Annotated in this window: 20 protein-coding genes; 11 read left to right on the top strand and 9 right to left on the bottom strand. The window is 71.4% G+C overall.

Features of this window, described 5'->3' with window-relative positions:
* The first annotated feature begins 225 nt into the window (after positions 1 to 225).
* The 3 genes from F6X51_RS02405 to F6X51_RS02395 are packed head-to-tail and all read left to right on the top strand — an operon-like array spanning position 226 to position 3,876.
* Positions 226 to 2,541, top strand: a complete 2,316-nt coding sequence (locus tag F6X51_RS02405) for a transglycosylase domain-containing protein (RefSeq protein WP_150961618.1) — start codon at positions 226 to 228, stop codon at positions 2,539 to 2,541.
* A 13-nt stretch (positions 2,542 to 2,554) separates the two neighbouring features.
* The gene (locus F6X51_RS02400; RefSeq protein ID WP_407658416.1) at positions 2,555 to 3,283 is read left to right on the top strand and encodes a DUF1214 domain-containing protein; all 729 of its coding nucleotides are present in this window, start codon (positions 2,555 to 2,557) and stop codon (positions 3,281 to 3,283) included.
* Complete coding sequence (locus F6X51_RS02395) at positions 3,280 to 3,876, top strand: DUF1254 domain-containing protein (protein WP_150961616.1); 597 nt, start codon at positions 3,280 to 3,282, stop codon at positions 3,874 to 3,876. Before F6X51_RS02400 ends, F6X51_RS02395 begins: the two co-directional genes overlap by 4 nt.
* 14 nt (positions 3,877 to 3,890) lie before the next feature.
* Here F6X51_RS02395 and F6X51_RS02390 read toward each other — a convergent pair whose 3' ends face one another.
* Together F6X51_RS02390 and F6X51_RS02385 are read right to left on the bottom strand one after the other, a co-directional pair.
* Positions 3,891 to 4,679: a hypothetical protein gene (locus F6X51_RS02390; RefSeq protein ID WP_150961615.1), complete on the bottom strand. Its 789-nt coding sequence runs from the start codon at positions 4,677 to 4,679 to the stop codon at positions 3,891 to 3,893.
* Between the two features lie 145 nt (positions 4,680 to 4,824).
* Positions 4,825 to 5,037: a hypothetical protein gene (locus F6X51_RS02385; RefSeq protein WP_150961614.1), complete on the bottom strand. Its 213-nt coding sequence runs from the start codon at positions 5,035 to 5,037 to the stop codon at positions 4,825 to 4,827.
* A gap of 446 nt (positions 5,038 to 5,483) precedes the next feature.
* Here F6X51_RS02385 and F6X51_RS02380 point away from each other — a divergent pair, with 446 nt between their 5' ends.
* Positions 5,484 to 5,786 carry a hypothetical protein gene (locus F6X51_RS02380; protein WP_150961613.1) on the top strand — a complete coding sequence of 101 codons (303 nt, stop codon included), beginning with the start codon at positions 5,484 to 5,486 and terminating at the stop codon, positions 5,784 to 5,786.
* Positions 5,787 to 5,905: 119 nt separating this feature from the next.
* Positions 5,906 to 6,856: a glutathione synthase gene (gene gshB, locus F6X51_RS02375; protein ID WP_150961612.1), complete on the top strand. Its 951-nt coding sequence runs from the start codon at positions 5,906 to 5,908 to the stop codon at positions 6,854 to 6,856.
* A 7-nt stretch (positions 6,857 to 6,863) separates the two neighbouring features.
* Here the strand turns inward: gshB and F6X51_RS02370 are convergent, their stop codons facing one another.
* On the bottom strand, positions 6,864 to 8,474 hold the full coding sequence (locus F6X51_RS02370; RefSeq protein ID WP_150961611.1) for a Na+/H+ antiporter: 1,611 nt from the start codon (positions 8,472 to 8,474) through the stop codon (positions 6,864 to 6,866).
* A gap of 69 nt (positions 8,475 to 8,543) precedes the next feature.
* Positions 8,544 to 10,136: a DNA methyltransferase gene (locus F6X51_RS02365; RefSeq protein ID WP_150961610.1), complete on the bottom strand. Its 1,593-nt coding sequence runs from the start codon at positions 10,134 to 10,136 to the stop codon at positions 8,544 to 8,546.
* A gap of 211 nt (positions 10,137 to 10,347) precedes the next feature.
* On the opposite strand from F6X51_RS02365, the gene F6X51_RS02360 reads away from it, so the two are divergent.
* Both F6X51_RS02360 and oxlT read left to right on the top strand, forming a co-directional pair.
* Positions 10,348 to 11,946, top strand: a complete 1,599-nt coding sequence (locus tag F6X51_RS02360) for a gamma-glutamyltransferase family protein (RefSeq protein ID WP_150961609.1) — start codon at positions 10,348 to 10,350, stop codon at positions 11,944 to 11,946.
* Between the two features lie 158 nt (positions 11,947 to 12,104).
* A complete protein-coding gene (gene oxlT, locus F6X51_RS02355) occupies positions 12,105 to 13,376 on the top strand; it encodes an oxalate/formate MFS antiporter (RefSeq protein ID WP_150961608.1) in 1,272 nt (423 codons plus the stop codon).
* A 94-nt stretch (positions 13,377 to 13,470) separates the two neighbouring features.
* Here the strand turns inward: oxlT and F6X51_RS02350 are convergent, their stop codons facing one another.
* Both F6X51_RS02350 and F6X51_RS02345 read right to left on the bottom strand, forming a co-directional pair.
* A complete protein-coding gene (locus F6X51_RS02350) occupies positions 13,471 to 13,980 on the bottom strand; it encodes an OsmC family protein (protein ID WP_150961607.1) in 510 nt (169 codons plus the stop codon).
* A gap of 89 nt (positions 13,981 to 14,069) precedes the next feature.
* Positions 14,070 to 14,837 (bottom strand): ABC transporter ATP-binding protein, encoded by a 768-nt coding sequence (locus F6X51_RS02345; protein ID WP_150961606.1) that lies wholly within the window; start codon positions 14,835 to 14,837, stop codon positions 14,070 to 14,072.
* Positions 14,838 to 14,956: 119 nt separating this feature from the next.
* Here F6X51_RS02345 and F6X51_RS02340 point away from each other — a divergent pair, with 119 nt between their 5' ends.
* Together F6X51_RS02340 and F6X51_RS02335 are read left to right on the top strand one after the other, a co-directional pair.
* Positions 14,957 to 15,253 carry a hypothetical protein gene (locus F6X51_RS02340; protein ID WP_246696575.1) on the top strand — a complete coding sequence of 99 codons (297 nt, stop codon included), beginning with the start codon at positions 14,957 to 14,959 and terminating at the stop codon, positions 15,251 to 15,253.
* 148 nt (positions 15,254 to 15,401) lie between these two features.
* Positions 15,402 to 15,584 carry a hypothetical protein gene (locus tag F6X51_RS02335; protein ID WP_150961605.1) on the top strand — a complete coding sequence of 61 codons (183 nt, stop codon included), beginning with the start codon at positions 15,402 to 15,404 and terminating at the stop codon, positions 15,582 to 15,584.
* A gap of 14 nt (positions 15,585 to 15,598) precedes the next feature.
* Here the strand turns inward: F6X51_RS02335 and F6X51_RS02330 are convergent, their stop codons facing one another.
* Together F6X51_RS02330 and F6X51_RS02325 are read right to left on the bottom strand one after the other, a co-directional pair.
* Positions 15,599 to 16,465, bottom strand: a complete 867-nt coding sequence (locus F6X51_RS02330) for an ABC transporter permease (RefSeq protein WP_150961604.1) — start codon at positions 16,463 to 16,465, stop codon at positions 15,599 to 15,601.
* 19 nt (positions 16,466 to 16,484) lie between these two features.
* The gene (locus F6X51_RS02325; RefSeq protein WP_150961603.1) at positions 16,485 to 17,480 is read right to left on the bottom strand and encodes an aliphatic sulfonate ABC transporter substrate-binding protein; all 996 of its coding nucleotides are present in this window, start codon (positions 17,478 to 17,480) and stop codon (positions 16,485 to 16,487) included.
* Positions 17,481 to 17,662: 182 nt separating this feature from the next.
* Here F6X51_RS02325 and F6X51_RS02320 point away from each other — a divergent pair, with 182 nt between their 5' ends.
* A complete protein-coding gene (locus tag F6X51_RS02320; protein ID WP_150961602.1) occupies positions 17,663 to 20,455 on the top strand; it encodes a [protein-PII] uridylyltransferase in 2,793 nt (930 codons plus the stop codon).
* Between the two features lie 49 nt (positions 20,456 to 20,504).
* On the opposite strand, the gene F6X51_RS02315 is transcribed toward F6X51_RS02320, so the two are convergent.
* Positions 20,505 to 20,687, bottom strand: a complete 183-nt coding sequence (locus F6X51_RS02315; RefSeq protein WP_150961601.1) for a hypothetical protein — start codon at positions 20,685 to 20,687, stop codon at positions 20,505 to 20,507.
* Between the two features lie 250 nt (positions 20,688 to 20,937).
* Between F6X51_RS02315 and grpE the strand changes: the two genes are divergently transcribed.
* Positions 20,938 to 21,537, top strand: a complete 600-nt coding sequence (grpE, locus tag F6X51_RS02310; RefSeq protein ID WP_150961600.1) for a nucleotide exchange factor GrpE — start codon at positions 20,938 to 20,940, stop codon at positions 21,535 to 21,537.
* Positions 21,538 to 21,552 lie beyond the last annotated feature (15 nt).

The following is a 21,552-nucleotide window of genomic DNA, read 5'->3' as shown; positions in this document are numbered from 1 at the left end:
GCGCGGGTCCGCGCAGACTTGCGGCGATGGCGCGGGTCCGCGCAGACCCGGGCGCGTTGTCGCGGAGGAATGCGGGGCAGGGCCTGCGTAGAATCGTCCCCGGTATCCGCCGCGCGTTAAGCCTCGCGGTCGGGCCCGGGGCTTGGTAGAGATGGGGCCGGACGGGCGGAGGCGGAAAGCCGCGGACCGCCACAACCCTGGGTGCCCGAGGAACCGGATCAGATCGTGCGCCTGCCGAACCTCACCTCCCTGACGACGCGGATCCGGCACGCGGCCCTCGCCTTCGATGCCTGGGTCAATGCGGGCCTGTACGACAGCGGGCGCTCGACGGGGGAGGCCTATGGCCGCTTCCAGGAGCGCATGAGCGCGCTGTCGGTCCGCGGCTGGAAGCGCGTCGTCCTCGACCTCACGAGCGAGGGCGTCACGGTCGGGACCGGCGGCGCGATCCTGATGCTGGCGCTGGCGCAGCCCGCCTTCAACCTGACGAGCGACAACTGGCTGAAGCAGCAGGACCTCGCCGTCACCTTCCTCGACCGCTACGGCACCGAGGTCGGGCGCCGGGGCATCAAGCACGACGATTCGCTGAAGCTCGACGACTTCCCCGACATCATGATCAAGGCGCTGGTCTCGACCGAGGACCGGCGCTTCTACGAGCATTGGGGCATCGACCCGATCGGCACCCTGCGGGCCGTGGTCTCGAACTCGCGGGGCGGCGGCAACACCCAGGGCGGCTCCTCGATCACGCAGCAGCTCGCCAAGAACCTGTTCCTCACAAACGAGCGCTCGCTGGAGCGCAAGATCAACGAGGCCTTCCTGGCGCTCTGGCTCGAGAGCCACCTGACCAAGAACGAGATCCTGAAGCTCTACCTCGACCGCGCCTACATGGGCGGGGGCACCTTCGGGGCGGTGGCGGCGGCCGATTACTATTTCGGCAAGCCGCTGAAGGACATCAGCCTCGCCGAGGCCGCCATGCTCGCGGGCCTGTTCAAGGCGCCGACGAAATACGCCCCCCACGTGAACCTGCCGGCGGCCCGCGCCCGGGCGGTGGACGTGCTGCACAACATGGTCGAGGCGGGCTTCGTCACCGAGGGCCAGATCCAGACGGCCCTGCGCAACCCGGCGACGCCGGTGACGCGCACCCGCGACATCACGGCCGATTACTACCTCGACTGGGCCTTCGGCGAGATCAAGGGCATGGCGGATGCGGGCAAGCTCCGCAGCGACCGGGTGCTCACCGTGAAGACGCCCCTCGACATCGGCATCCAGAAGAAGGCCGACGAGGTCGTGGCGGGCGTGCTGCGCAAGTTCGGCGACCAGTACGACGTGGACGAGGCCGCGATGGTCATCCTCGACCCGGACGGGGCGCTCCGGGCGATGGTCGGCGGCGCCGATTACGGCGAGAGCCAGTTCAACCGGGCCACCGATGCGCTGCGCCAGCCCGGCTCCTCGTTCAAGCCCTACGTCTACGCGGCGGCCCTCGCCTCCGGCCAGTACCGGCCGGACACGACGGTGGTCGATTCCCCCGTCTGCATCGGCAATTGGTGCCCGCAGAATTACGGGCGCTCGTTCTCGGGCCGGCAGCCGCTGTGGCTCGCGGTGGCGAAATCGATCAACACGATCCCCATCAAGGTCTCGATCGCCCTCGGCAAGGCGATGGGCATCAGCCACGAGGCCCGGGCCGCCAAGGCCGGGCGCGGCAAGATCATCGAGACCGCGCACGCCATGGGCATCACCACGCCGCTCACCGACTCGGTCTCCCTGCCGATCGGCTCGGCCGAGGTGAACGTGATCGACCAGGCCGCCGCCTACGCGGTCTTCGCCAACGGCGGCAAGCGGGCGAAGCCCTACGCGGCCATGGAGGTGAAGAACTCCGCCGGTGAGGTGATCTACCGCCACGACGACGAGAAGCCCGAGCAGGTGCTCTCGACCCAGGTCGTCGCCGACATGAACTTCATGCTGAACAAGGTCGTGGAGGAGGGCACCGGCAAGCGGGCCCAGCTCGAGGGCATCAAGGTCGCGGGCAAGTCCGGCACCACGAACGCCTACCGGGACGCGTGGTTCGTGGCCTATACGGGCAATTACGTGGGCGCCGTCTGGTACGGCAACGACGACCATACCTCGACGAACAAGATGACCGGCGGCTCCCTGCCCGCCACGACCTGGCACGACGTGATGGAGACCGCCCACCAGGGCATCGAGCTGAAGCCGATGCCCGGCCTGAAGGACGGCAACCGTCCGGCCGCGCAGGCGAGCGCCAGCACCGCCGCGCCCGTCAACGCGGCGGCGAGCGCCGCCGGCAAGATCTCGCGGCGCTCCTTCGAGGTCATCGGCAGCCTGAACGGGCTGTTCCGCACCGTCGAGCCGGCGAGCGCCGGCGCCGCGAAGCCGGCGCCCGGCAAGCCCGCGGCCGGCGATGCCAAGCCCGCGGCCGGCGATGGCAAGCCCGCGGCCGGCGATGGCAAGCCCGCGGCGAGCAACGCCCCGACCGGCAGCGTGGCCGAGGGCACCCGCTCCGTCGGTGGCCGCATCGGAATTCCGTGAGGCGCGGCGGGTCGTGACGAGCGTGAGCGAGACCTTGGGACGGCTACGGGCGCCGCGCGCCGAGACGGCGGAGGGGGCCGGCCGCCCGTCCGGCGGATCCGTCGGCGGCCTGGTCGGCCGGACGGTCGGCCGATCGGCCGGCCGATTCCTGCGCAAGACCTCGAATGTCGGGCTCGTGCTCTACGCCCTGGCGCTCGGAGCCGGCCTCGGCCTCGCCAGCGCCGATTGGGCGACGCGGGGCGGCTATCCCTTCGGAGGCGTCAGCATCGGCCCCTGGACGGCGTGGCCGCGCACCGGCTCGGTCGGGGCCGACCCTTACGCCCGCGCCGTCAACGCGCGCCGGGGCGAGATCCCCCTGGCGGTGGGCGAGGGCATGCTGGTCACCGCCGCGACCGACGATTCCGGCGCGACGCTGGACGCCACCTGCACCTACCGGCTGGCCGGCGTCACCCCGCCCGCCCGCGCCTGGACCCTGACGATCGCGGGCCGCGGCGCCCGCGACCCTGCCCGGCCGCCGATGCGGGAGGGCTTCACCTCCACCGAGATCCTGCGTGAGCGCGACGGCCGCTTCGTCATCATGGTGGGGCCCGAGGTCGAGCCCGGCAACTGGCTGCCGAGCCCCCGCGCCAGCGGCCCGGTGCGGCTGGCGCTGCGCCTCTACGACACCCCCGTGGCGGCGAGCACCGGCTCCCTCGACCGCGATTCCCTGCCCGCCATCACCCGGCTGGGGTGCCGCTCATGAGGCCCCGCTTCCTCTTCGCGACCCTGTGCGGGCTGGTCCTGGCCGGCCTCGTCCACATCGTCACGGTCCTGGCCATCCCGGCGCTCTCGGAGAGCGACGCGCTGACGCGTTCCGGCACCAGCGAGAGCCTCGACCACCCGCAGCGCATCTACACGCTGTCGACCGGCGACAACCCGGCCCCCGCCGAGGCGTGGCTGCCGATCCCCGACCCCTCCGTGGCGGTGGGCGTCTGCGCCTACAACCTCGAGGACGGGCCGATGCGGGTCTCGGCCCGCACGGGGCCGCAGATGCTGTCGCTCGCCGTGCACGGGCGCCGCGGTGCCTTCTACGCCGTCACCGACCAGGCCGCGGTGCGCGGCGCCCTCGACCTCGTGATCCTGACCCGGGCCCAGTACGACGAGGCGCTCGCCAACGACGACGAGAACGAGCCGAGCCGCGACGTCCGCATCGTCGCCCCCGAGCGCCAGGGCTACGTCGTGGTGCGGGTGATCGCCGCCCTGCCGAGCCAGCGGCCCGCCGCCAACGAGGCGGTCCAGGCCGTCTCCTGCACCATCGACAGCCCGAGCGAGGAGCCGGCCAAGCCGAACGGCTGAGGCGGGGCGGCCCGTCAGTCCTTGGTGACGAGGGGCCGCTCGGCCGGGGCCAGCACCGTCACGGGCGCCTCGACACCGGCGAGGCCGCAGCGCAGGGCCGCGTCGGGGGGCAGCAGCGGCTCCAGGAGGGCGCGGCGGCCGTCGAGGGCCGCGAGGATGCGCTCGACGCCGAGGGCTTCGGGGCCCGGCACCTCGATCACGAGGTGCTCCAGGGCGTAGCGGTAGCGCGCCACCCGCCCGCCCACCTCCAGGCGCACCCAGGCGATCAGGCAGCGGTTCTCGGCCACCCGCATGGCGGCGTTGCGCACGTCGAAATCGTCCAACACTTTCACGAAGGGCAGGCTGCGCAGGCGCAGGGCGTCGGCGTCCGTCACCCGCGCCGCCACCGCCGCGAAGCCCGGGATCAGGCGCCCGTCCGCGGTCGCATCCTCGGAGAGGCGGCGGTAGCGCGAGACCGGCGAGCGGAAGGATTCGGAGATCAGGGTGGCGTGGTAGGCCGCGACGTCCGGGACGCGCCAGGCCGGCGGCAGCACGCGGGTGCGGGTGAGGTTCGCCAGCACGTCGAGGAAGGCGTCGTGGCCCGCCGCTGGCATCAGGAAGCGCCAGGCGCGGTCGCGCAGGACGCGCTCCTCGTCGGTGAGGGGGAAGCGGGAGGCGGGCTCGCCGCGCTCGCGGGCCGCGAGCGTGCCGGTGGTCTCGACGAGGCTGTTCCAGGCCCCCGCCTTCGGCCGCCCGAAATCACCCTCCTGCGCGCAGGAGCCGAGCAGGACGAGGAGGCCGAGCCCGGCCAGCTTGCGCGGCATCGTCGCGGCGGGGCCGGACTCGGGGAGGCCGCACCTTTGCGCGGATCGGACGGGACGGGAGCGGGTCGGTCTCATGATGGCCGGACAGGCTCTCCGATCGGCAGCGGGCCGCCCGACGGCCGCGGCGATCGTGTTCGGGGCGTGGTCAGGAATGGCAGCGCCGCGGCGCCGCCGGAGCGGCATCCGGCTCGGCCACCCGCTCGTAGCGCACGCCCAGGAACAGCAGGATCTCGCCGCGGGGCTCGCCCGTGGCCGGTCCCTCGCGCCGGGGGCGCTGGCCGGCCGGGAAGGCGAGGACGGTCCCGGTGGTGCGTGGCGGTCCGCCGAGGCTCGGCGTGGTCTCTCGGGTTCGGATCATGGCAGGTTTCCTGGCGGTGTTCCCGGCTTCGGGACCGGGATGAGGCCGGCGCGTCGCGTTCGCCGCTCGGCTCCATCGACAAGGGCGTAGGGGGACATCAGCACGGCATGGTTAACGGAGCGTTGCCGGGCCGCCGATGGGATTTCCGGGTGCTTCAGCCCTGGGGCGCAACGTCGCCGAGCAAAGCGATCCAATCGGGCTGGCGTGCCCCTTGCATCGCTCCGGATGCCCATGGCGGGCGTTTCCTCCCTTGCACTCGGCCCCGTTCGCTCCGCGAACGGGGCCCCTTTGTCTCGGGGACCGGATTTTCGGAGCGACGCAGTTTCGCAACAGGCTTGGATTCGTGACCGGTCCGGGCGGAACCGCATCGGGCGCCGACGCTTGCCTAGCCACCGGCATGCCCGATATGCCGTCTCTCTCTCAACGACACCGAAGGACAAGGCTGGATGCGACTGGATACCTCACGACGCGCGTGCGCCGCGCTGCTGGGCCGCTCGGCCGCCCTGAAGGTCGCTCCGTTCGCATTCCTGCTGCTGGCGGCGAGCCCCGCCCTCGCGCAGCGCGAGGACCAGGGCCTGCAACTCGGCTGCGCGAACGATTATTTCCGGCTTTGCGCAGGCGTCGATCCCAACAGCGACGACGCGGAGAAGTGCATGACGCGCAACCGCAAGCGCCTCTCCCCCGAGTGCCGCTCCGCGATCGGCGACTACGACCGCCGCTCCGGCTCGAAGTCGATGCCGAACAACTAGGCGGCGACCGGGCCGGTTGGACTGCCGAGTAGACTCGGCCGGATCGTTCGGCCAAGGCTGCCGAGGGTGACCGGAGGGGGCGGCCCTCGCATCCCGTTCCACCGAGGTAGAAGACGCACATGGCCCTCACCGTGGCGGTCCAGATGGACCCGATCCAGGCGATCCGGATCGCCGGGGACACCACCTTCGCCCTGCTGCTCGAAGCGCAGGCGAGGGGGCACCGGCTCCTCCACTACACCCCCGAACGGCTCTCGCTCCAGGGCCGGCGCGCCACGGCGCGGGTCGAGCCGCTGACGGTGCGCGACGTCGAGGGCGCCCATGCGAGTCTCGGCCCGATCGAGCGGATCGACCTCTCGGAGGCCGACGTGGTGCTGATGCGCCAGGATCCGCCCTTCGACATGGCCTACATCACGGCAACCCACATCCTCGAGCACGTGCACCCCGAGACGCTGGTGGTGAACAACCCGGTCGAGGTCCGCAACGCCCCCGAGAAGCTGTTCGTCCTCGACTTCCCCGAGCTGATGCCGCCGACGCTCATCACCCGCGACAAGGCGGAGATCGAGGCGTTCCGGCGCGAGCACGGCACCATCGCGATGAAGCCCCTGCACGGGCACGGGGGCGCGGCGGTGTTCCGGGTCTCGGAGCAGGACCCGAATTTCGGCTCGATGTTCGACCTGTTCAGCGCCACCTTCCGCGAACAATGGGTGGTGCAGCGCTTCCTCGAGAAGATCACCGAGGGCGACAAGCGCATCATCCTGGTCGACGGCGAGCCGATGGGGGCGATCAACCGGGTCCCGGCCCTCAACGACATCCGCTCGAACATGGTGCGGGGGGGCGCCGCGGCGGCCTCCGACCTCACCGCGCGCGAACGCGAGATCTGCGCCACGATCGGTCCCGAACTCCGGCGGCGCGGCCTGATCCTCGTCGGCATCGACGTGATCGACGGGCACCTGACGGAGATCAACGTCACCTCGCCCACGGGCATCCGGGCGATCAAGCGCCTCGGCGGCCCCGACCTCGCGGTCTCGGTCTGGGACGCGATCGAGGCGCGGCTCGGGCGCTCCGCCTGACCGCCCCTCAGGTCTCGGCGCGGGGGGTCGCGTTGAGCTCGGCCCAGTCGAACTCCTCCTCGAGGACGTAGTAGGCATCGTCGCCGATGCGGCCTTCCTTGCGCAGGCGCAGCACCGTGTCGCGGGCGGCCGCGATGGCGCGGCGCCGGACGGCATCCGAGGGCAGGGTCTCGGGAGCGCGGCCCTCGTCGTGGGTCCTGGCCTCCTCGAGGGCCGCCCGGAACTCCTCGCGCAGGGCCTCGGTCGCCACGACCTCCGGGCCCTCGGACGCCTTGGAATCGAGGCTCTCCAGGGCCGCCGCGTAGGCCTCGGCCCGCGCCCGGCCGACTTCCTGGCCGACGGGATCGTCGTCCTCCAGCCCGAGCCGCGCCAGGAGCGGGCCCAGGGTCAGGCCCTGCACCACCAGGGTGCCGATCACCGTGCAGAAGGCCGTGAACACGATCAGGTCGCGGTCGGGGAAGCCGCCGTCCGGGCCCCCCTGCGGCAGGGCCAGCGCCGTCGCGATGGTGACGATGCCGCGCATGCCCGACCACGACACCGCCACGGCGGCCCGGAGGCCGAGGCCCGGCGGAGCGCATTCCTCCTCCGCCGAAGCGGCCGGTTCCCGCCGCCCCTTGCGGGGACCGGTGAATTCGAGGCGGTCGATGCAGCTCGCGGGCAGCACCCAGGCGATGCGGGTGAGGACCACCGTGAGGAAGACCATTCCGGCGAGAAGCGACGCCGAGACCTGCTCGGCCTGGTTCAGGCGCTCGAGGATCGGCGAGATCTGGATGCCGATCAGCACGAAGGCGAGGACGTTGAGGACGAACACCGCCGTGTCCCACACCGCGTAGGACAGGATGCGGGTGCGCGGCGCCGTGATGCCGGGCGAGTAGCGCGCCACCGTGATGGCGAAGGTGACGACGGTGAGAACGCCGGAGAGCTCCAGGCCCTCGGCGGCGATCCAGATGCCGAAGGCCGCCACGAATTGCAGCACGATCACGCTCGCGGTATCCTGGAAGCGGCGCATCACTCCCACATACGCGAAGGCGAGGACCGGCCCCGCCACGAGGCTGCCGACGACCCCGATCAGGAAGGTCGGGGCGATCTCGGAGGGGTTGAAGGTGCCGGTGATCGCCGCCACGACCCCGAGCCGGTAGACGAGGAGCGAGCCCGCATCGTTGAGCAGGCTCTCGCCGCGCAGGATCGTGGTGAGCCGGTGGGGCAGGCTGACATGCCGCAGGACCGAGAGCGCCGCGACCGCGTCGGGGGGCGCCACGATGGCCCCGAGCACGATGCAGGCCGCGAAGGGCATGCCCGGCACGAGGGCCTTGGCCACGAGCGCCACCGCGATCGTCGTCACCGCCACCGCCCCGAAGGCGAGCCCGGCGATCGGGCGCCAGTTCGTCTTGAGGTCGCGCAGCGAGGTGTCGTAGCCGGCATCCAGCAGGACGGGGGCGAGGAACAGGGCGAGCGCCAGTTCCGGATCGAGCTTCAGGTTGGGGACCCCGGGCACGAAGGCGAGTGCCACCCCGCCGAGGGCCAGGAAGGCCGGATAGGGCGCCCCCACCCGACGCGCCAGTGCCGCCAGCAACACCGCGCCCAGGAGGACGCCGACGACCCACTCGAAAATCAGCATGCTGCCGGAGGAGATAGGGCGGCGATCGCGCCTGGCTTGAGCGGCGCGACGATGCGGCCCGCGCAGGCCTCAATCGAGGTCGAGGCGCGCCTGCGCCGCCCGATCCCGCTCCCGCGCCGTCTTCTTGAAGCTCAGGCTGTGCCCGAAGGGAATCTTGGGACGCAGGCCCTGCAGCAATTGCGCGATGGTCAGGATCTGGATGCGCGGCACCCGGTGATGGCCGGCATCGTAGAGGCCGGCGGCGGCGGCTTCGCGCTCCATCGGCCGCGTCGGCGGCGTCAGCGTCACGAACAGCCCCATGGGCTCCTGCGCGCGGATCATCGTGGCGTGCAGGTCTTTGATCTGCCCGACGCCCACATGCGCGCCCCCCTTCACCGAGACGATCACGGCCCGCGTGCTGCCCCCGTCCGGCTTGAAGTAGATCAGCCCGTCAATGCCCCCGTCGGCGCCCTTGCGCCCGTCGCGGTAGGGTTGGGCGTCGACGAGGTCGACGCACCAGAGCTGAAACAGGTGCTTGTCCCGCAGCGCCAGCTCCCGCGCGCCGTCCATGTCGCGCGGGATGCCCCGGACGTTGAACAGGACCGACGGAAAGGCCTCGCCGAGGCGGCGCGCGATCAGGTTGATGGCGAGCGGCGTCACATCGATGCCGATCCATTGCCGGCGCAGCTTCTGCGCGGCGTGGACCGCCGTGCCGCAGCCGCAGAAGGGATCGAGCACCACGTCCCCGGGCTCGGACGAGGCGGCGATGATGCGCTCGAGCAGGGCCACGGGCTTCTGGGTCGGGTAGCCCAGGATCTCGGCCGAACCCGAGTTGAGGGCGTCGATGTCGGTCCAGATGTCCTGGAGCGGCGTACCGCGTCCGTTGCCGAGTGGGCGCAGCACCCGCGGCATGCCGCTGCGCGTATAGACGATGCGCCCCTCCGCGATCAGCCGGTCGCGCTCCTCTGGTGAGAAACGCCAGTGGAAGCTGTGGCCGTTCCAGTCGTAGAGCGGCCCGCGGTTGCCGGGCGCGCGGCAATCGCCCTTCCGGTAGAGCTTGCCGTCGGTGTGAACGAAGAGGTCGTGGGTCTTCGGGGCGGCGCCCTCGCGCTCCAGCAGGATCGGGTTGAACCGGCGCGCGTCCGACTTGCTGTAGTACAGGATCGTGTCGTGGACGGCCCCGAACTTGGCGAGCTTGCGGTCGTAATGACCGCGGGTGCGCCGCCAGACGATCTCGTTGCGGAACTGCCTCACCCCGAACACCGCGTCGAGGATGAGCTTGAGATAGTGGCTCGCGGTGGGGTCGCAGTGGAGATAGAGCGAGCCCGTCGGCTTCAGGACCCGGTGCAGGTCGAGGCAGCGCACCGACATCATGGCGAGGTAGGCCATCATGTCGTTGTCGCCGAGGAACTGGCGCATGGAGCGGAGCAGGTTCGCCACCTCCGTGCGGCCCGCGCCCATGACGTCGTCGAAGGCCCGCTCGGAGCTGTCGTTCCACGACCACGTGTCCTCGAAGGCCTTGATCTGCGAGGAGCTCTTGCTGCCATCGGGGGAGCGGAACAGGATCGCGTAGGTGGCCTTCGAGTTGAAGGGCGGGTCGAGATAGATCAGGTCGACGCTGGCCTCGGCCACGTGCTCGCGCAGGACGTCGAGATTGTCGCCGAAATAGAGCGTCCCGGACATGGGCAACCGTTGCGTGGGAGAGCGTCGACCCACCCTTTATCAAACCTGAGGTAATAGTAATCCGTATAAATTTCTCTCAGGTTATTTCAGCGGGGATAGCGGGCGGATTCACGCGCTTGTGACCGCGCGGCCGGGCGGTCGCCCGCCCCTTTGCAGACCGGGTCCGCCTCCCGTAAGCCATCGGCGGTTCGAGCCTTGCGAGCGGATCCCCATGCCCGAGACCCCGACCTTCTCCTCAGCCGCCGTCGCCGCACCCCACAGCCTCGCGGCGCAGGCCGGCCAGACCGTGCTGGCGCAGGGCGGCAACGCCATCGAGGCCATGATCGCCATGGCGGCGGCGATCGCGGTGGCCTACCCGCACATGAACGGCATCGGCGGCGACGGCTTCTGGCTGGTGCGCGAGGCGAGCGGGCGCGTGCGCGGCATCGAGGCCTGCGGCCCGGCCGGGCGCCTCGCGACGCGGGAGCGCTACCGCGAGAGGGGCTACGACGCGATTCCCGCGCGCGGACCCGACGCGGCCGTGACGGTGGCGGGCGCCATCGGCGGCTGGGCGCTCGCCCGCGAGCTCGCCCGGGCGCTGGGCGGGCGGCTGCCCCTCGACACGCTCCTCGCCGACGCGATCCGGCACGCTCGCGAGGGCTGCCCGGTCTCGCCCTCCGAGGCGCGCTACGTCCCGAAGGAACTCGACACCCTGCACGACGCGCCGAACTTCGCCGCGACCTTCCTGAAGGACGGCAAGCCCTGGCCCGCCGGCGAGACGCGGCGTCTGCCGGCGCTGGCCGCGACCCTCGAGCAGCTCGCCCATGCGGGGCTCGACGACTTCTACCGGGGCGATATCGGCCGCGAGATCGCCGCCGATCTCGAGCGCCTCGGCGCCCCCGTGACCCGGGCCGATCTCGAGGCCTACGGGCCCCGCGAGCGCCAGGCCCTGTCGATCCGGCGGCGCGACGCCACGATCTACAATTTCCCGCCGCCGACCCAGGGGCTCGCCGCGCTGCTGATCCTCGGCATCGTCGACCGGCTCAACATCCGCGCGCCCGAGACGGCCGCGTATTACCACGGGCTGATCGAGGCGACGAAGCGCGCCTTCGCGATCCGCGACCGGGTGGTGACGGATTTCGACCGCCTGCGGACCGACCCCGCGCGCGTCCTCACGCCCGAGAGCGTCGCCCGCGAGGCGGCGGCCATCGACATGACCCGCGCCGCGAGCCTGCCCCTGCGCAACCCGGGCGAGGGTGACACGGTCTGGATGGGCGTGATCGACGGGGACGGGATGGCCGTCTCCTACATCCAGTCGATCTACTGGGAATACGGCTCCGGCATGGTCCTGCCCGGAACCGGCATCCACTGGCAGAACCGCGGCATGTCGTTCTCCCTCGACCCCCAGGCGGTGAACCCCCTGGAGCCGGGGCGGCGGCCCTTCCACACCCTGATTCCGGCGCTCGCTGCCTTCGATGACGGCAGGGTGACGGCCTATGGCAGCATGGGCGGCGACGGGCAGCCGCAATTTCAGGCGCAGGTGTTCACGCGCTATGCGGATTACGGCATGAGCCCGGCGGAGGCCGTGGACGCGCCGCGCCTGCTCTACGGGCGGACCTGGGGCGCCGAATCCCTGACCGTGAAGGTCGAGGACCGCTTCGACTCGGGCTGCATCGCGGCCCTGCGGCGCATGGGCCACGAGATCGAGGAGCTCGGCGGCGCCTATATCGACTCGCTCGGCCATGCCGGCATGCTCGTGCGCCACCCCGGCAACGGCCGCATCGAGGCGATGCACGATCCCCGCTCGGACGGCGGCGCGCTGGGCCTGTGAGCTCCGTGCCTGAGTCGAGCATTTCGGAACGTATTCAGTCGAGCAAGCGATCTTAGAAGAGGACGCTTGGTTAGTCCTTTTGTGTTTTGCTTAAGCTTCGCCTTTGGTGCCATGACGGCACAATTATTGCTCAAGGTCTATGGTCGCTGGAGACCGTAATGGATAAGATTCATCAACGCCGCCGATGGGTGCAGCTTCTGCTCGGGCTCGTCGTGATGATGACGATCTCGAGCCCGCAATATGTCTGGACCCTGTTCGTCAAACCCTTCCAGACGAGCACCGGCGCCTCGCTCGCCGCGGTGCAGATCACCTTCACGCTGGTGATCGTGCTGCAGACCTTCTTCTCGCCGGTGCAGGGCTGGCTGATCGAGCGCTTCAGCGCCAAGCTGATGATCGCGATCGGCGCGGCGCTGAGCGGCCTCGGCTGGGTCGCGGCCTCCTACGCCGAGAGCCTGTTTTCCCTCTACGCCACCTACGGGCTTCTCTGCGGCCTCGGCACCGGCATCGTCTACGTGGGCATCGTCGGCCTGATGGTGCGCTGGTTCCCGGACCGCCGGGGCTTCGCGGTGGGCGTGGTCGCGGCCGGCTACGGCATGGGCGCGATGATCACCACCTTCCCGATCACCGACCTGATGGCGGCCACGGATTTCCGCCACACCCTGCTCGTGTTCGGCTGCATCCTGGGCGGCGTCGGCGTGCTGGCGGCGCTCGGCCTGCGTGCCCCGGAGCCCAGTGAACTGCCGGCGCTGCCGGAAGCCCGGATCATCGCCGCGGCTGAGGACACCGCCCCGAAGGCGATGCTGCGCACGCCCCTGTTCTGGCTGATGTTCGGCATGATGGCGATGATGTCGACGGGCGGCCTGATGGTGGTGGCGAACTTCGCGAGCTTCGCCCGCGAGTTCGGCGTCGCCGACGCCCTGGTGTTCGGCTTCGCGGCGCTGCCCTTCGCCCTCACCTTCGACCGCATCACCAACGGCCTGACCCGACCTTTCTTCGGCTGGGTCTCGGACCATATCGGTCGTGAGCAGACGATGGCGATCGCCTTCGCCGGCGAGGCCCTGGCGATCTGCCTGCTGCTCTATTATCGCCAGAACGCCTACGCGTTCGCGCTCTTGTCCGGGGTGGTGTTCTTCGCCTGGGGCGAGATCTTCTCGCTGTTCCCCTCGATCCTCACCGACACCTTCGGGACCAAGCACGCCACCACGAATTACGGCTTCCTCTACATGGCGCAGGGCGTCGGCTCGCTCCTCGGCGGCCCGGTCGCAGCGCTGATCCACGATTCGGCCGGCAACTGGATCCCGGTCTTCTCGATCGCGATCGGCCTCGACCTGCTGACCGCCATCCTCGCCTATTTCGTGCTGAAGCCGATGCGCCGGAACTGGCTCGGGCTCTCGGCCGCGCCGGTCCACGCCAAGCCCGCGATGGTCTGAGGCGCGCCACGACAAGACCCGCGCGCCGCTCGGGCGGCGCGCGGAGGGATCAGCGGGGGCGGCCATGCGCGCCGCCCCGCCCGGGTCGCGGTCTTCAGCCCTTGGTCGCGCTGACCGCGAGTTCCGGCTTGTGGTTGAGGGTCTGGAACACCACGCAGTAGCGCTCCGTCAGCTTGAGGAGCTGGTCGAGCTTCTCCTGGGGGGCGTCGGTGTCGAGGGCGAAGGCCAGGCGGATGGCGCGGAAGCCCACGGGCGCCTCCTTGTCGACCCCGAGCGTCCCGCGGAAATCGAGGTCGCCCTCGGCCGAGACGGTGCCGGCGCGCAGCGGGATCTCCAGGGCGGTGGCGACCGCCTTCAGGGTCACGCCCGCGCAGGCCACCAGAGCCTCAAGCAGCATGTCGCCCGAGCACAGTTCCGCCCCCGAGCCGCCGGTGGCCGGATGCAGCCCCGCCACGGCGAGCGCCCGGCCGGTCTCGACCTTGCAGGCGATGCCGGTGTCGTCGAGGGAGCCCTTGGCCCTGAGGGTGATGACGGCGGAATCCGGGGTGTTGCGGTACTGGTCCTTCAGGGGAGCCTGAAGGGCGCGCAGGGCGGTGGCGTCCATGGGCGTTTCCTCGTTGATGATGGGTCGTGCGTCGCGATCTAGCGTGACTGTCCGGCTTCGGCCAGCCGAGCCGCCCGCGAGACCAGTCACTACCACCAGTTCGCGTTGACGGGCGCCGCCTCGGCCGGGCGCAGCGAGCGGTCGAGGGCGGCGAGGATCGTCCGGGTGGCGGCCTCGCTCTGGGGCGCGGCCGGGTCGCGCGGGCGGGGGAGCGGCAGCGCGACGGCGTCGTCGAGGCGCCCGGGCTTCGGGCGCATCACCACGGCCCGGTCGGCCAGCGCCACCGCCTCGCCGACATCGTGCGTGACGATGAGCACCGTCGGGCGCGTCTCCGCCCACAGGGCGAGCAGGTGCCCGTGGAGGTCGCGCCGGGTGAAGGCGTCGAGCGCCGAGAACGGCTCGTCGAGGAGGAGCACCCGCGGGTTCGCCACGAAGGCGCGGGCGATCGAGACGCGCTGCTGCTGCCCGCCCGAGAGCTCCCGCGGCCAGCGCCCGGCATGCTCGGCGAGGCCCACCCGCTCCAGCGCGTGGGCGACGCGGGCGCGCCGCTCGGCCCGGGGCAGGTCGGCGAGCCCGAAGGCGACGTTGCCGGCGACGCTGAGCCAGGGCAGCAGGCGCGGCTCCTGGAACACCAGGCCGACCCCCGGATGGGGGGCCGCGATCGGCTCGCCGTCGAGCCGGATCGTGCCCGCGCTCGCCCGGTCGAGCCCGGCCACGAGGCGCAGCAGGGTGGTCTTGCCGCAGCCCGAGCCGCCGATCAGCGCGACGATCTCGCCCGCCGGCACGTCGAGGCCGATGCCGGAGAGCGCCTGCGTGCCGTCCGCGTAGGTCTTGGAGAGGTCCTCGATCGTCAGCACGCGTCCGGCTCCGCCCTGCGCTTCGCATCCGGCGAAGGCGTGTCACGGGAATGGCATAGGGTGTCGGCCCCGCCCGATGCTACAGGCTTGAGCGAATGTCGATCGGAGACGTTGCGGCCGTGACCCCTTTCCCGAACCCGATCCGCCGCCGCCTCGCCGCGCTCGGGATGGCGCTGGCCGGGGCGGCCGCGCTCCCCGCGGGTGCCGCCGATCTCGGCGGCGGGCCCGCGGCGGGGCGCTTCGCGGCCGTCTGCGAGGATCTCGGCCGGTTCTGCTTCGCGCAAGCCTGCGGGCGCAACCAGATCGACGCCGCCCTGGGCTGTCAGGCCCTCTGCCCGAGCGGCGTGGTGCTGCGCGTCGAGCCCGCGGCCTGCGCGATCCCGAGCACCCGGACGGTCCTGCGCCGGCGCGGCTGAGGCGGTCCTCCGGCCTGCGACATTCGCGTGAAACGAAAAGCCCGCCATTGCATTAACCCCCTTGCACGGCAGCCCGGGGGCTGCCCCTCGGATTACCGGAAGCGAGCGGCAACGAGGAAGGCGCGCCGCGGGGGGAAGGTACGGGTTCATGTTTCGGAGCGATCTCGATCCACCCCGCACCGGGCCGGCTTCGGACCCGGTCCTGTACGGAATCGCCGCCGGGCTCGCGGAGCTGTTCCCGCCGGTCGAGGGCGCGCGCGGTTCGCAGCCGCGCCGCGAGGCCGAGGCGAAGTCCGATTCCGCCGAGGCGGCGGACGAGGGCGAGGCCTGAGCGGGGCCCACCCGCTACAACGTCTCCCGGGCCGTGTCCTGCCAGCGGGCGAGGGGCCGCGTCAGCGCGACGAGCAGCGCGTCGGCGAGCTTGCCCAGCACCGCGAAGGCGATGATGGCGGCGAGGATCTGGTCCGGCTTGCTGAATTGCTGGCCGTCGACGAGCAGGTAGCCCAACCCCTCGGACGCCCCCATCAGCTCCGCCGCCACCACGAACAGGAAGCCGAGGCCGAGGCCGGTGCGCAGGGCCACCAGGGTCGCGGGCAGCACGGCCGGCAGCAGGATGCGCCGCGCGAGCGCCAGCTTCGAGAGGCGGAAGATGCGCCCCACCTCGACGAGCTTGCGGTCCACCGACGCGATGGCGCCCGCCACCCCGATATAGACGGGGAAGAACACGCCGACCGCGATGAGCGCCACCTTCGGCGTCTCCAGGATCCCGAGCCAGAGGATGAACAGGGGCACCCAGGCGAGGGACGGCACCGCCCGCAACGCCTGCAGGCTCGGGTCGAGGAGATCGCGCGCGAGCGGCAGGGTTCCGGTGAGCGCCCCGACCAGGATGCCCGCCACCGCCCCGAAGGCGAAGCCGAGGCCGACGCGCAGGAGCGTCGCCGCCACGTGCGTCGTCAGCTCGCCGGAGGCCGCGAGGCCGTAGAGCGTGGCGCCGATCCGGCTCGGCGGCGGCAGCAGGCGTCCCGGCGCGAGGCCGGAGCGGACCGCCCATTCCCAGCCGACCGCGAGGACCAGCGGCAGCACCAGCCCGAGGGCGAGGCGCAGGCCCCGGCCGAGGCCGGCCGTCCGGCGCGGGGCCGCGGGCACCGGGGAGGCCGGCGTGGCGGGGGCCGGCGTCTGCGGGGCCGTCTGCGTCAGGGTCGGTGCGCTCATGCGGCCGTCCGGGACCCCGTCAGCGCGCGGGCGCCGGATTGAATTGCGGGTCGATCAGCCCGTCGACGGCGGCCTGCACGTTGGTGTCGGCCGCGATCACGCCGGCCTGCTGCAGGGCGGCGCCCGCCGCCCGGATCGCCTCGGCCTGGGTCGGGCCGATGGCGGGCTGGCTGAGGTCCGTGCGCTCGATCTGCCGGGCGATGACGGGCTCGGGCAGCTTCGTGGCCGCCACCAGCGCGGCCTTCAGGGCCTCGGGGTTCTTGAGCGCGTAGGTCCGGGCCTGCTCGTAGGCGGCGATCACGAGCCTGACGAGTTCGGGATGCGCCGTGGCGAAATCCTCGCGCACGTCGAGCACGCCCCAGGTGTTGGCGGCCGGATCGCGGAAGAACAGGACGTCGTTGTTCTCGATCTCGGCCGCGGCCATCATCGGGTCGAGGCCGGCCCAGGCATCGACGTCGCCCCGGTCGAGGGCGGTGCGGCCGTCCGGATGCTGCAGCAGGACGAGCTTGGCATCCTTCTCGGTGAGCCCGGCGCCCTGGAGCGCGCGGATCAGGAAGATGTGCGGGTCGGTGCCGCGCGTCACCGCGATGCGCTTGCCCTTGAGGTCCGCGACCTTGGCGATCCCCGTGTCCTTGCGGGTGACGAGCGCGGTCCATTCCGGCCGCGAGAAGGCGTAGACGGCCTTGATCGGATTGCCGTTGATGCGCGCGAGCAGCGCCGCGGCCCCCGCCGAGGAGCCGAAATCGATGGCGCCGCCGTTGAGGAATTCCAGCGCCTTGTTGGAGCCGAGCGATTGCGTCCAGCGCACCTTGATGCCCTGCGGCTTCAGCGCCTCCTCGAGGAAGCCCTTCTCCTTCAGGACGAGGCTGACGGGGTTGTAGGTCGCCCAGTCGAGGCGGATTTCCTGGACGTCGGCGGCGCGGACCGGGGCGGCGCCGGAGAGCGCGAGCGTCCCGCAGGCGAGGATTCCCAGGACGGTCCCGGCGAAAATCCGGCGGTCGAGGCGCAACGTCATGGAAACCTCCCATTCAGCCGCCCGCTCTCCCTGGCGCCGGCGCCTATGAGCTAGGCAGTCGCGTTCTTTAAGTCAAACGAATTTTCCGCGGAAGAGAACGCGCCGGGGATGCTCGTGATGGTCACGACGCCGTGTCGCGCCCGCCCCCTGGCAGCCTGAGCGTAACATGCTACGGGGGAAGGATGTTTGACGCCGTAGCAGCCTTCGACAAGGTTCTGGACAATCTCGACCGCGAGGCCCGCGAGCCGACGAAACTGCGCGCCGTGCTGGTCCCCGAACTGCGCAAGGTTCTGGAGCGCGGCCACAAGGAGGCCGAGAAGCGCCTGCTGAAGGATCGCGACGGCATTGCCTGCGCGCGCGCGATCAGCAGCCTCACGGACGCCCTCGTCAAGGCGATCCACGACGCGGTGGTCTGGCGCCTCTACCCGAACGACAACCCGTCCACCGGCGAGCAGCTCGCCGTGGTCGCCACCGGCGGCTACGGCCGGGGCACGATGGCGCCGGGCTCGGACATCGATCTCCTGTTCCTGCTGCCCTACAAGCAGACCGCCTGGTCGGAGAGCGTCGTCGAGGCGATGCTCTACGTGCTGTGGGACCTCAAGGTGAAGGTCGGCCACGCCACCCGCTCGGTGGAGGAGTGCCTGCGCGAGGCCCGCGCGGACATGACGATCCGCACCGCGCTCCTCGAGGCCCGCTTCATCTTCGGCACGCGCAGCCTGTTCGAGGAGATGGTGACGCGCTTCGACATGGAGCTCGTGATCGGGACCGCCCACGAGTTCGTCGAGGCGAAGCTGCGCGAGCGGGACGCCCGCGTCGCCAAGGCCGGCGCCTCGCGCTACCTCGTCGAGCCGAACGTCAAGGACGGCAAGGGGGGGCTGCGCGACCTCAACACCCTGTTCTGGATCGCGAAATATACCTACCGGGTCCGCGATCAGGTGGAGCTCGTGGCGGCCGGGCTGTTCACCGCGGAGGAGTACCGCCTGTTCGAGCGCTGCGAGGAGTTCCTGTGGCGGGTGCGCTGCCACATGCACTTCGTCACGGGCCGGTCCGAGGAGCGCCTGTCCTTCGGCCTGCAGCCCCGGATCGCCGAGCGCATCGGCTACGGGGCGCGGGGCGGCCTGTCCGGCGTCGAGCGCTTCATGAAGGCCTATTTCCTGATCGCCAAGGACGTGGGCGACCTCACCGCCATCGTCTGCTCGGAACTCGAGGCGCGCCACGCCAAGCGCACCCCGGTGCTCGACCGCTGGATCGGCCGCTTCCGCGACCGCTTCCGCGCCACCGCCATCGAGGCGGAGGATTTCTGGCTCGACCACGGTCGGGTGAACCTGCGGGCCGAGGACGCCTTCGAGCGCGATCCCGTCAACCTGATCCGGCTGTTCTGGCTCGCCGACCGGCACAACCTCGCGATCCACCCGGACGCCAAGCGCCTCGCCAACCGGAGCCTCCGGCTGATCGGGCATTCCCTGCGCTCGGACACGGAGGCGAACCGCCTCTTCCTCGACATCCTGACCTCGAAGAACTCCCCCGAGACCATCCTGCGGCAGATGAACGAGGCGGGGGTGCTCGGCCGCTTCATCCCGGATTTCGGCCGCATCGTCGCGATGATGCAGTTCAACATGTACCACCACTTCACGGTGGACGAGCACCTGCTGCGCTCGATCGGCGTGCTGGCGGCGATCGATTCCGGCCGCGTCGACGAGGAATTCCCCCTGGTCTCGCGCCTGATCGGCACGATCCACAACCGCACGGCGCTCTACGTCGCGATCCTGCTGCACGACATCGCCAAGGGGCGCCCGGAGGACCACTCCATCGCGGGCGCGGCCATCGCCGAGCGGCTGGGCCCGCGCTTCGGCCTCAATCAGTCCGAGACCGAGACGGTGGCCTGGCTCGTCGAGCATCACCTGCTGATGTCGATGACGGCCCAGAGCCGCGACCTGTCGGACCCGAAGACCATCGAGAAGTTCGCCGGGGTGGTGCAGACCCTGGAGCGGCTGCGCCTCCTTGCCATCCTGACGGTGGCCGACATCACGGCGGTGGGGCCGGGCGTCTGGACCGCCTGGAAGGGCACCCTGATCCGAACCCTCTACGACGAGACCGAGGTCGTGCTCTCGGGCGGCCATTCCGAGATCGCCCGCACCGACCGGGTGCGCCTGATCCAGATGGCCCTGCGCGAGCAGCTGACCGACTGGGGCTCGGAGGCGTTCGATGCCTACGCGGCCCGTCACAACCAGGCCTACTGGCTCAAGGTCGAGGCGTTGCGCCAGTTCAAGAATGCGGGCTTCATCAAGCGCCTGACCGAGGACGGCCGCACCGTCGGCACCGAGGTCGAGACCGACCCGGTGCGGGGCGTCACCGAGCTGACGGTCTACTCCCCCGACCACCCGCGGCTGCTCGCCATCGTGACCGGCGCCTGCGCGGCGGCGGGCGGCAACATCGTCGACGCGCAGATCTACACGACGACGGACGGCTTCGCCCTCGATTCGATCTTCGTCTCCCGCGCCTTCGAGCGCGACGAGGACGAGATGCGCCGCGCCAAGCGCATCACGGCGGCGATCGAGAAGGCGCTGAAGGGCGAGATCAAGATCGCCGAGCTCGTGGCCGACAAGCACCCGCCGACGAGCGCCCGCGCCAAGACCTTCCCGGTTCCGCCCGACGTCTTCATCGACAACGCCCTGTCGAGCCGCGAAACCGTCATCGAGATCACCGGCCTCGACCGGCCGGGTCTGCTCTACGAGCTGACGACGGCGCTGAGCCGCCTCTCCCTCAACATCACCTCGGCCCACGTGGCGACCTTCGGCGAGCGGGCGGTGGACGTCTTCTACGTCACGGACCTCACGGGCACCCGCGTGACCCAGCCCGACCGGCAGGCCACGATCCGCAGCACGGTGATGGAAGTGTTCGCGGGGGACGTCGCCGCCCTCAAGGCGGAGGGCCTCGAGGCCCTGGTGATCGCCCCGCCGCCGCGGGAGGCGTGATCCGGCGAGGGGCGCACCACCCCTCGCCCAGACCGTCCGGCGGCCCGGCTCAGCGGCCGGTATTCGCCGAGGGGTTCGTCTCGCTGCCGACCTGATTGCCGGAGCTCGTGCTGGCGCCGCCGCCCTGGCCGCTGCTCGGGGCGCCGCCCTCTGCGAGGGCGGCGCCGGCGGTGCCGCCGAGGCGCGCGAGGGCCAGGAGGGTGGTGCGCAGGGCGGTGATGCCCGGGGTCAAGGCGATGGTCCCCGTTTCCTGCCGTGCGCGTGTCCGGTCGTGGGTGTCGTGATCCGGCCGGGCGGCCCGGCGGCGGATCCGGACCTCCCAACCGGTCGTCCTTCCGGGTCGTTCCGCGGAAATCGGCGGCCGCGGTCCTGGTCCTGCCGCAGCGGCGGCCCGTTCCGGCGCGCGGCGCGGGTTGATTTCACGGCTCCGCCGCCTGATATCAGCGCCGACCCCCCTGACCATTCCGGACGACAGAATCGCAATGATGGGCAACGACATGGAGCATGAGGAGCAGCGGGAGGACCGCGGCGGCGCGAACGGCGCCGGGCAGGCCGGGGCCGCGCCAGAGCCGCAGCCGGGCGCCGAGGCCCTGGCCGCCCTCATGGCCGAGCGCGACGAACTCAAGGACCGGGTCCTGCGCACCCTTGCCGAGATGGAGAACCTGCGCCGGCGCACCGAGCGCGAGGTGGCCGACGCCCGCACCTACGCGGTGACGAACTTCGCCCGCGACATGCTCAACACGGCGGACAACGTCCGCCGCGCCGTCGAGAGCGTGCCGGCCGAGAGCCGCGCGGGCGCGGACGGCGCCCTCAAGGGGCTCCTCGACGGCATCGAGCTGACCGAGCGCGACCTCACCAAGACGCTGGAGCGCCACGGCGTGAAGCTGATCGAGCCGCAGGGCCAGCGCTTCGACCCGAACCGGCATCAGGCGATGTTCGAGGTGCCGGACCCCGAGGTGCCGACCGGCACCGTCGTGCAGGTGGTGCAGTCCGGCTACATCATCGGTGACCGGGTCCTGCGCCCCGCCCTCGTGGGCGTCGCCAAGGGCGGCCCGAAGCCGGCCGCCACCGACGCGGCCTGAGGCCAGCCGGGCCGG

Origin of the sequence: Methylobacterium planeticum, assembly GCF_008806345.1 — a bacterium.
Classification (GTDB): domain Bacteria; phylum Pseudomonadota; class Alphaproteobacteria; order Rhizobiales; family Beijerinckiaceae; genus Methylobacterium; species Methylobacterium planeticum.
The sequence above is the reverse complement of the archived record's forward strand: the minus strand, read 5'-3'. Positions and strand labels throughout refer to the sequence as shown.

Excerpts from the sequence above, each read along its gene's own strand:
- F6X51_RS02395 (WP_150961616.1), top strand. The coding sequence starts at position 3,280 with ATGAGGCCCCGCTTCCTCTTCGCGACCCTGTGCGGGCTGGTCCTGGCC.
- F6X51_RS02390 (WP_150961615.1), bottom strand. The coding sequence starts at position 4,679 with ATGCCGCGCAAGCTGGCCGGGCTCGGCCTCCTCGTCCTGCTCGGCTCC.
- F6X51_RS02385 (WP_150961614.1), bottom strand. The coding sequence starts at position 5,037 with ATGATCCGAACCCGAGAGACCACGCCGAGCCTCGGCGGACCGCCACGC.
- F6X51_RS02380 (WP_150961613.1), top strand. The coding sequence starts at position 5,484 with ATGCGACTGGATACCTCACGACGCGCGTGCGCCGCGCTGCTGGGCCGC.
- gshB (WP_150961612.1), top strand. The coding sequence starts at position 5,906 with ATGGCCCTCACCGTGGCGGTCCAGATGGACCCGATCCAGGCGATCCGG.
- F6X51_RS02370 (WP_150961611.1), bottom strand. The coding sequence starts at position 8,474 with ATGCTGATTTTCGAGTGGGTCGTCGGCGTCCTCCTGGGCGCGGTGTTG.
- F6X51_RS02365 (WP_150961610.1), bottom strand. The coding sequence starts at position 10,136 with ATGTCCGGGACGCTCTATTTCGGCGACAATCTCGACGTCCTGCGCGAG.
- F6X51_RS02360 (WP_150961609.1), top strand. The coding sequence starts at position 10,348 with ATGCCCGAGACCCCGACCTTCTCCTCAGCCGCCGTCGCCGCACCCCAC.
- oxlT (WP_150961608.1), top strand. The coding sequence starts at position 12,105 with ATGGATAAGATTCATCAACGCCGCCGATGGGTGCAGCTTCTGCTCGGG.
- F6X51_RS02350 (WP_150961607.1), bottom strand. The coding sequence starts at position 13,980 with ATGGACGCCACCGCCCTGCGCGCCCTTCAGGCTCCCCTGAAGGACCAG.
- F6X51_RS02335 (WP_150961605.1), top strand. The coding sequence starts at position 15,402 with ATGTTTCGGAGCGATCTCGATCCACCCCGCACCGGGCCGGCTTCGGAC.
- F6X51_RS02330 (WP_150961604.1), bottom strand. The coding sequence starts at position 16,465 with ATGAGCGCACCGACCCTGACGCAGACGGCCCCGCAGACGCCGGCCCCC.
- F6X51_RS02325 (WP_150961603.1), bottom strand. The coding sequence starts at position 17,480 with ATGACGTTGCGCCTCGACCGCCGGATTTTCGCCGGGACCGTCCTGGGA.
- F6X51_RS02320 (WP_150961602.1), top strand. The coding sequence starts at position 17,663 with ATGTTTGACGCCGTAGCAGCCTTCGACAAGGTTCTGGACAATCTCGAC.
- grpE (WP_150961600.1), top strand. The coding sequence starts at position 20,938 with ATGATGGGCAACGACATGGAGCATGAGGAGCAGCGGGAGGACCGCGGC.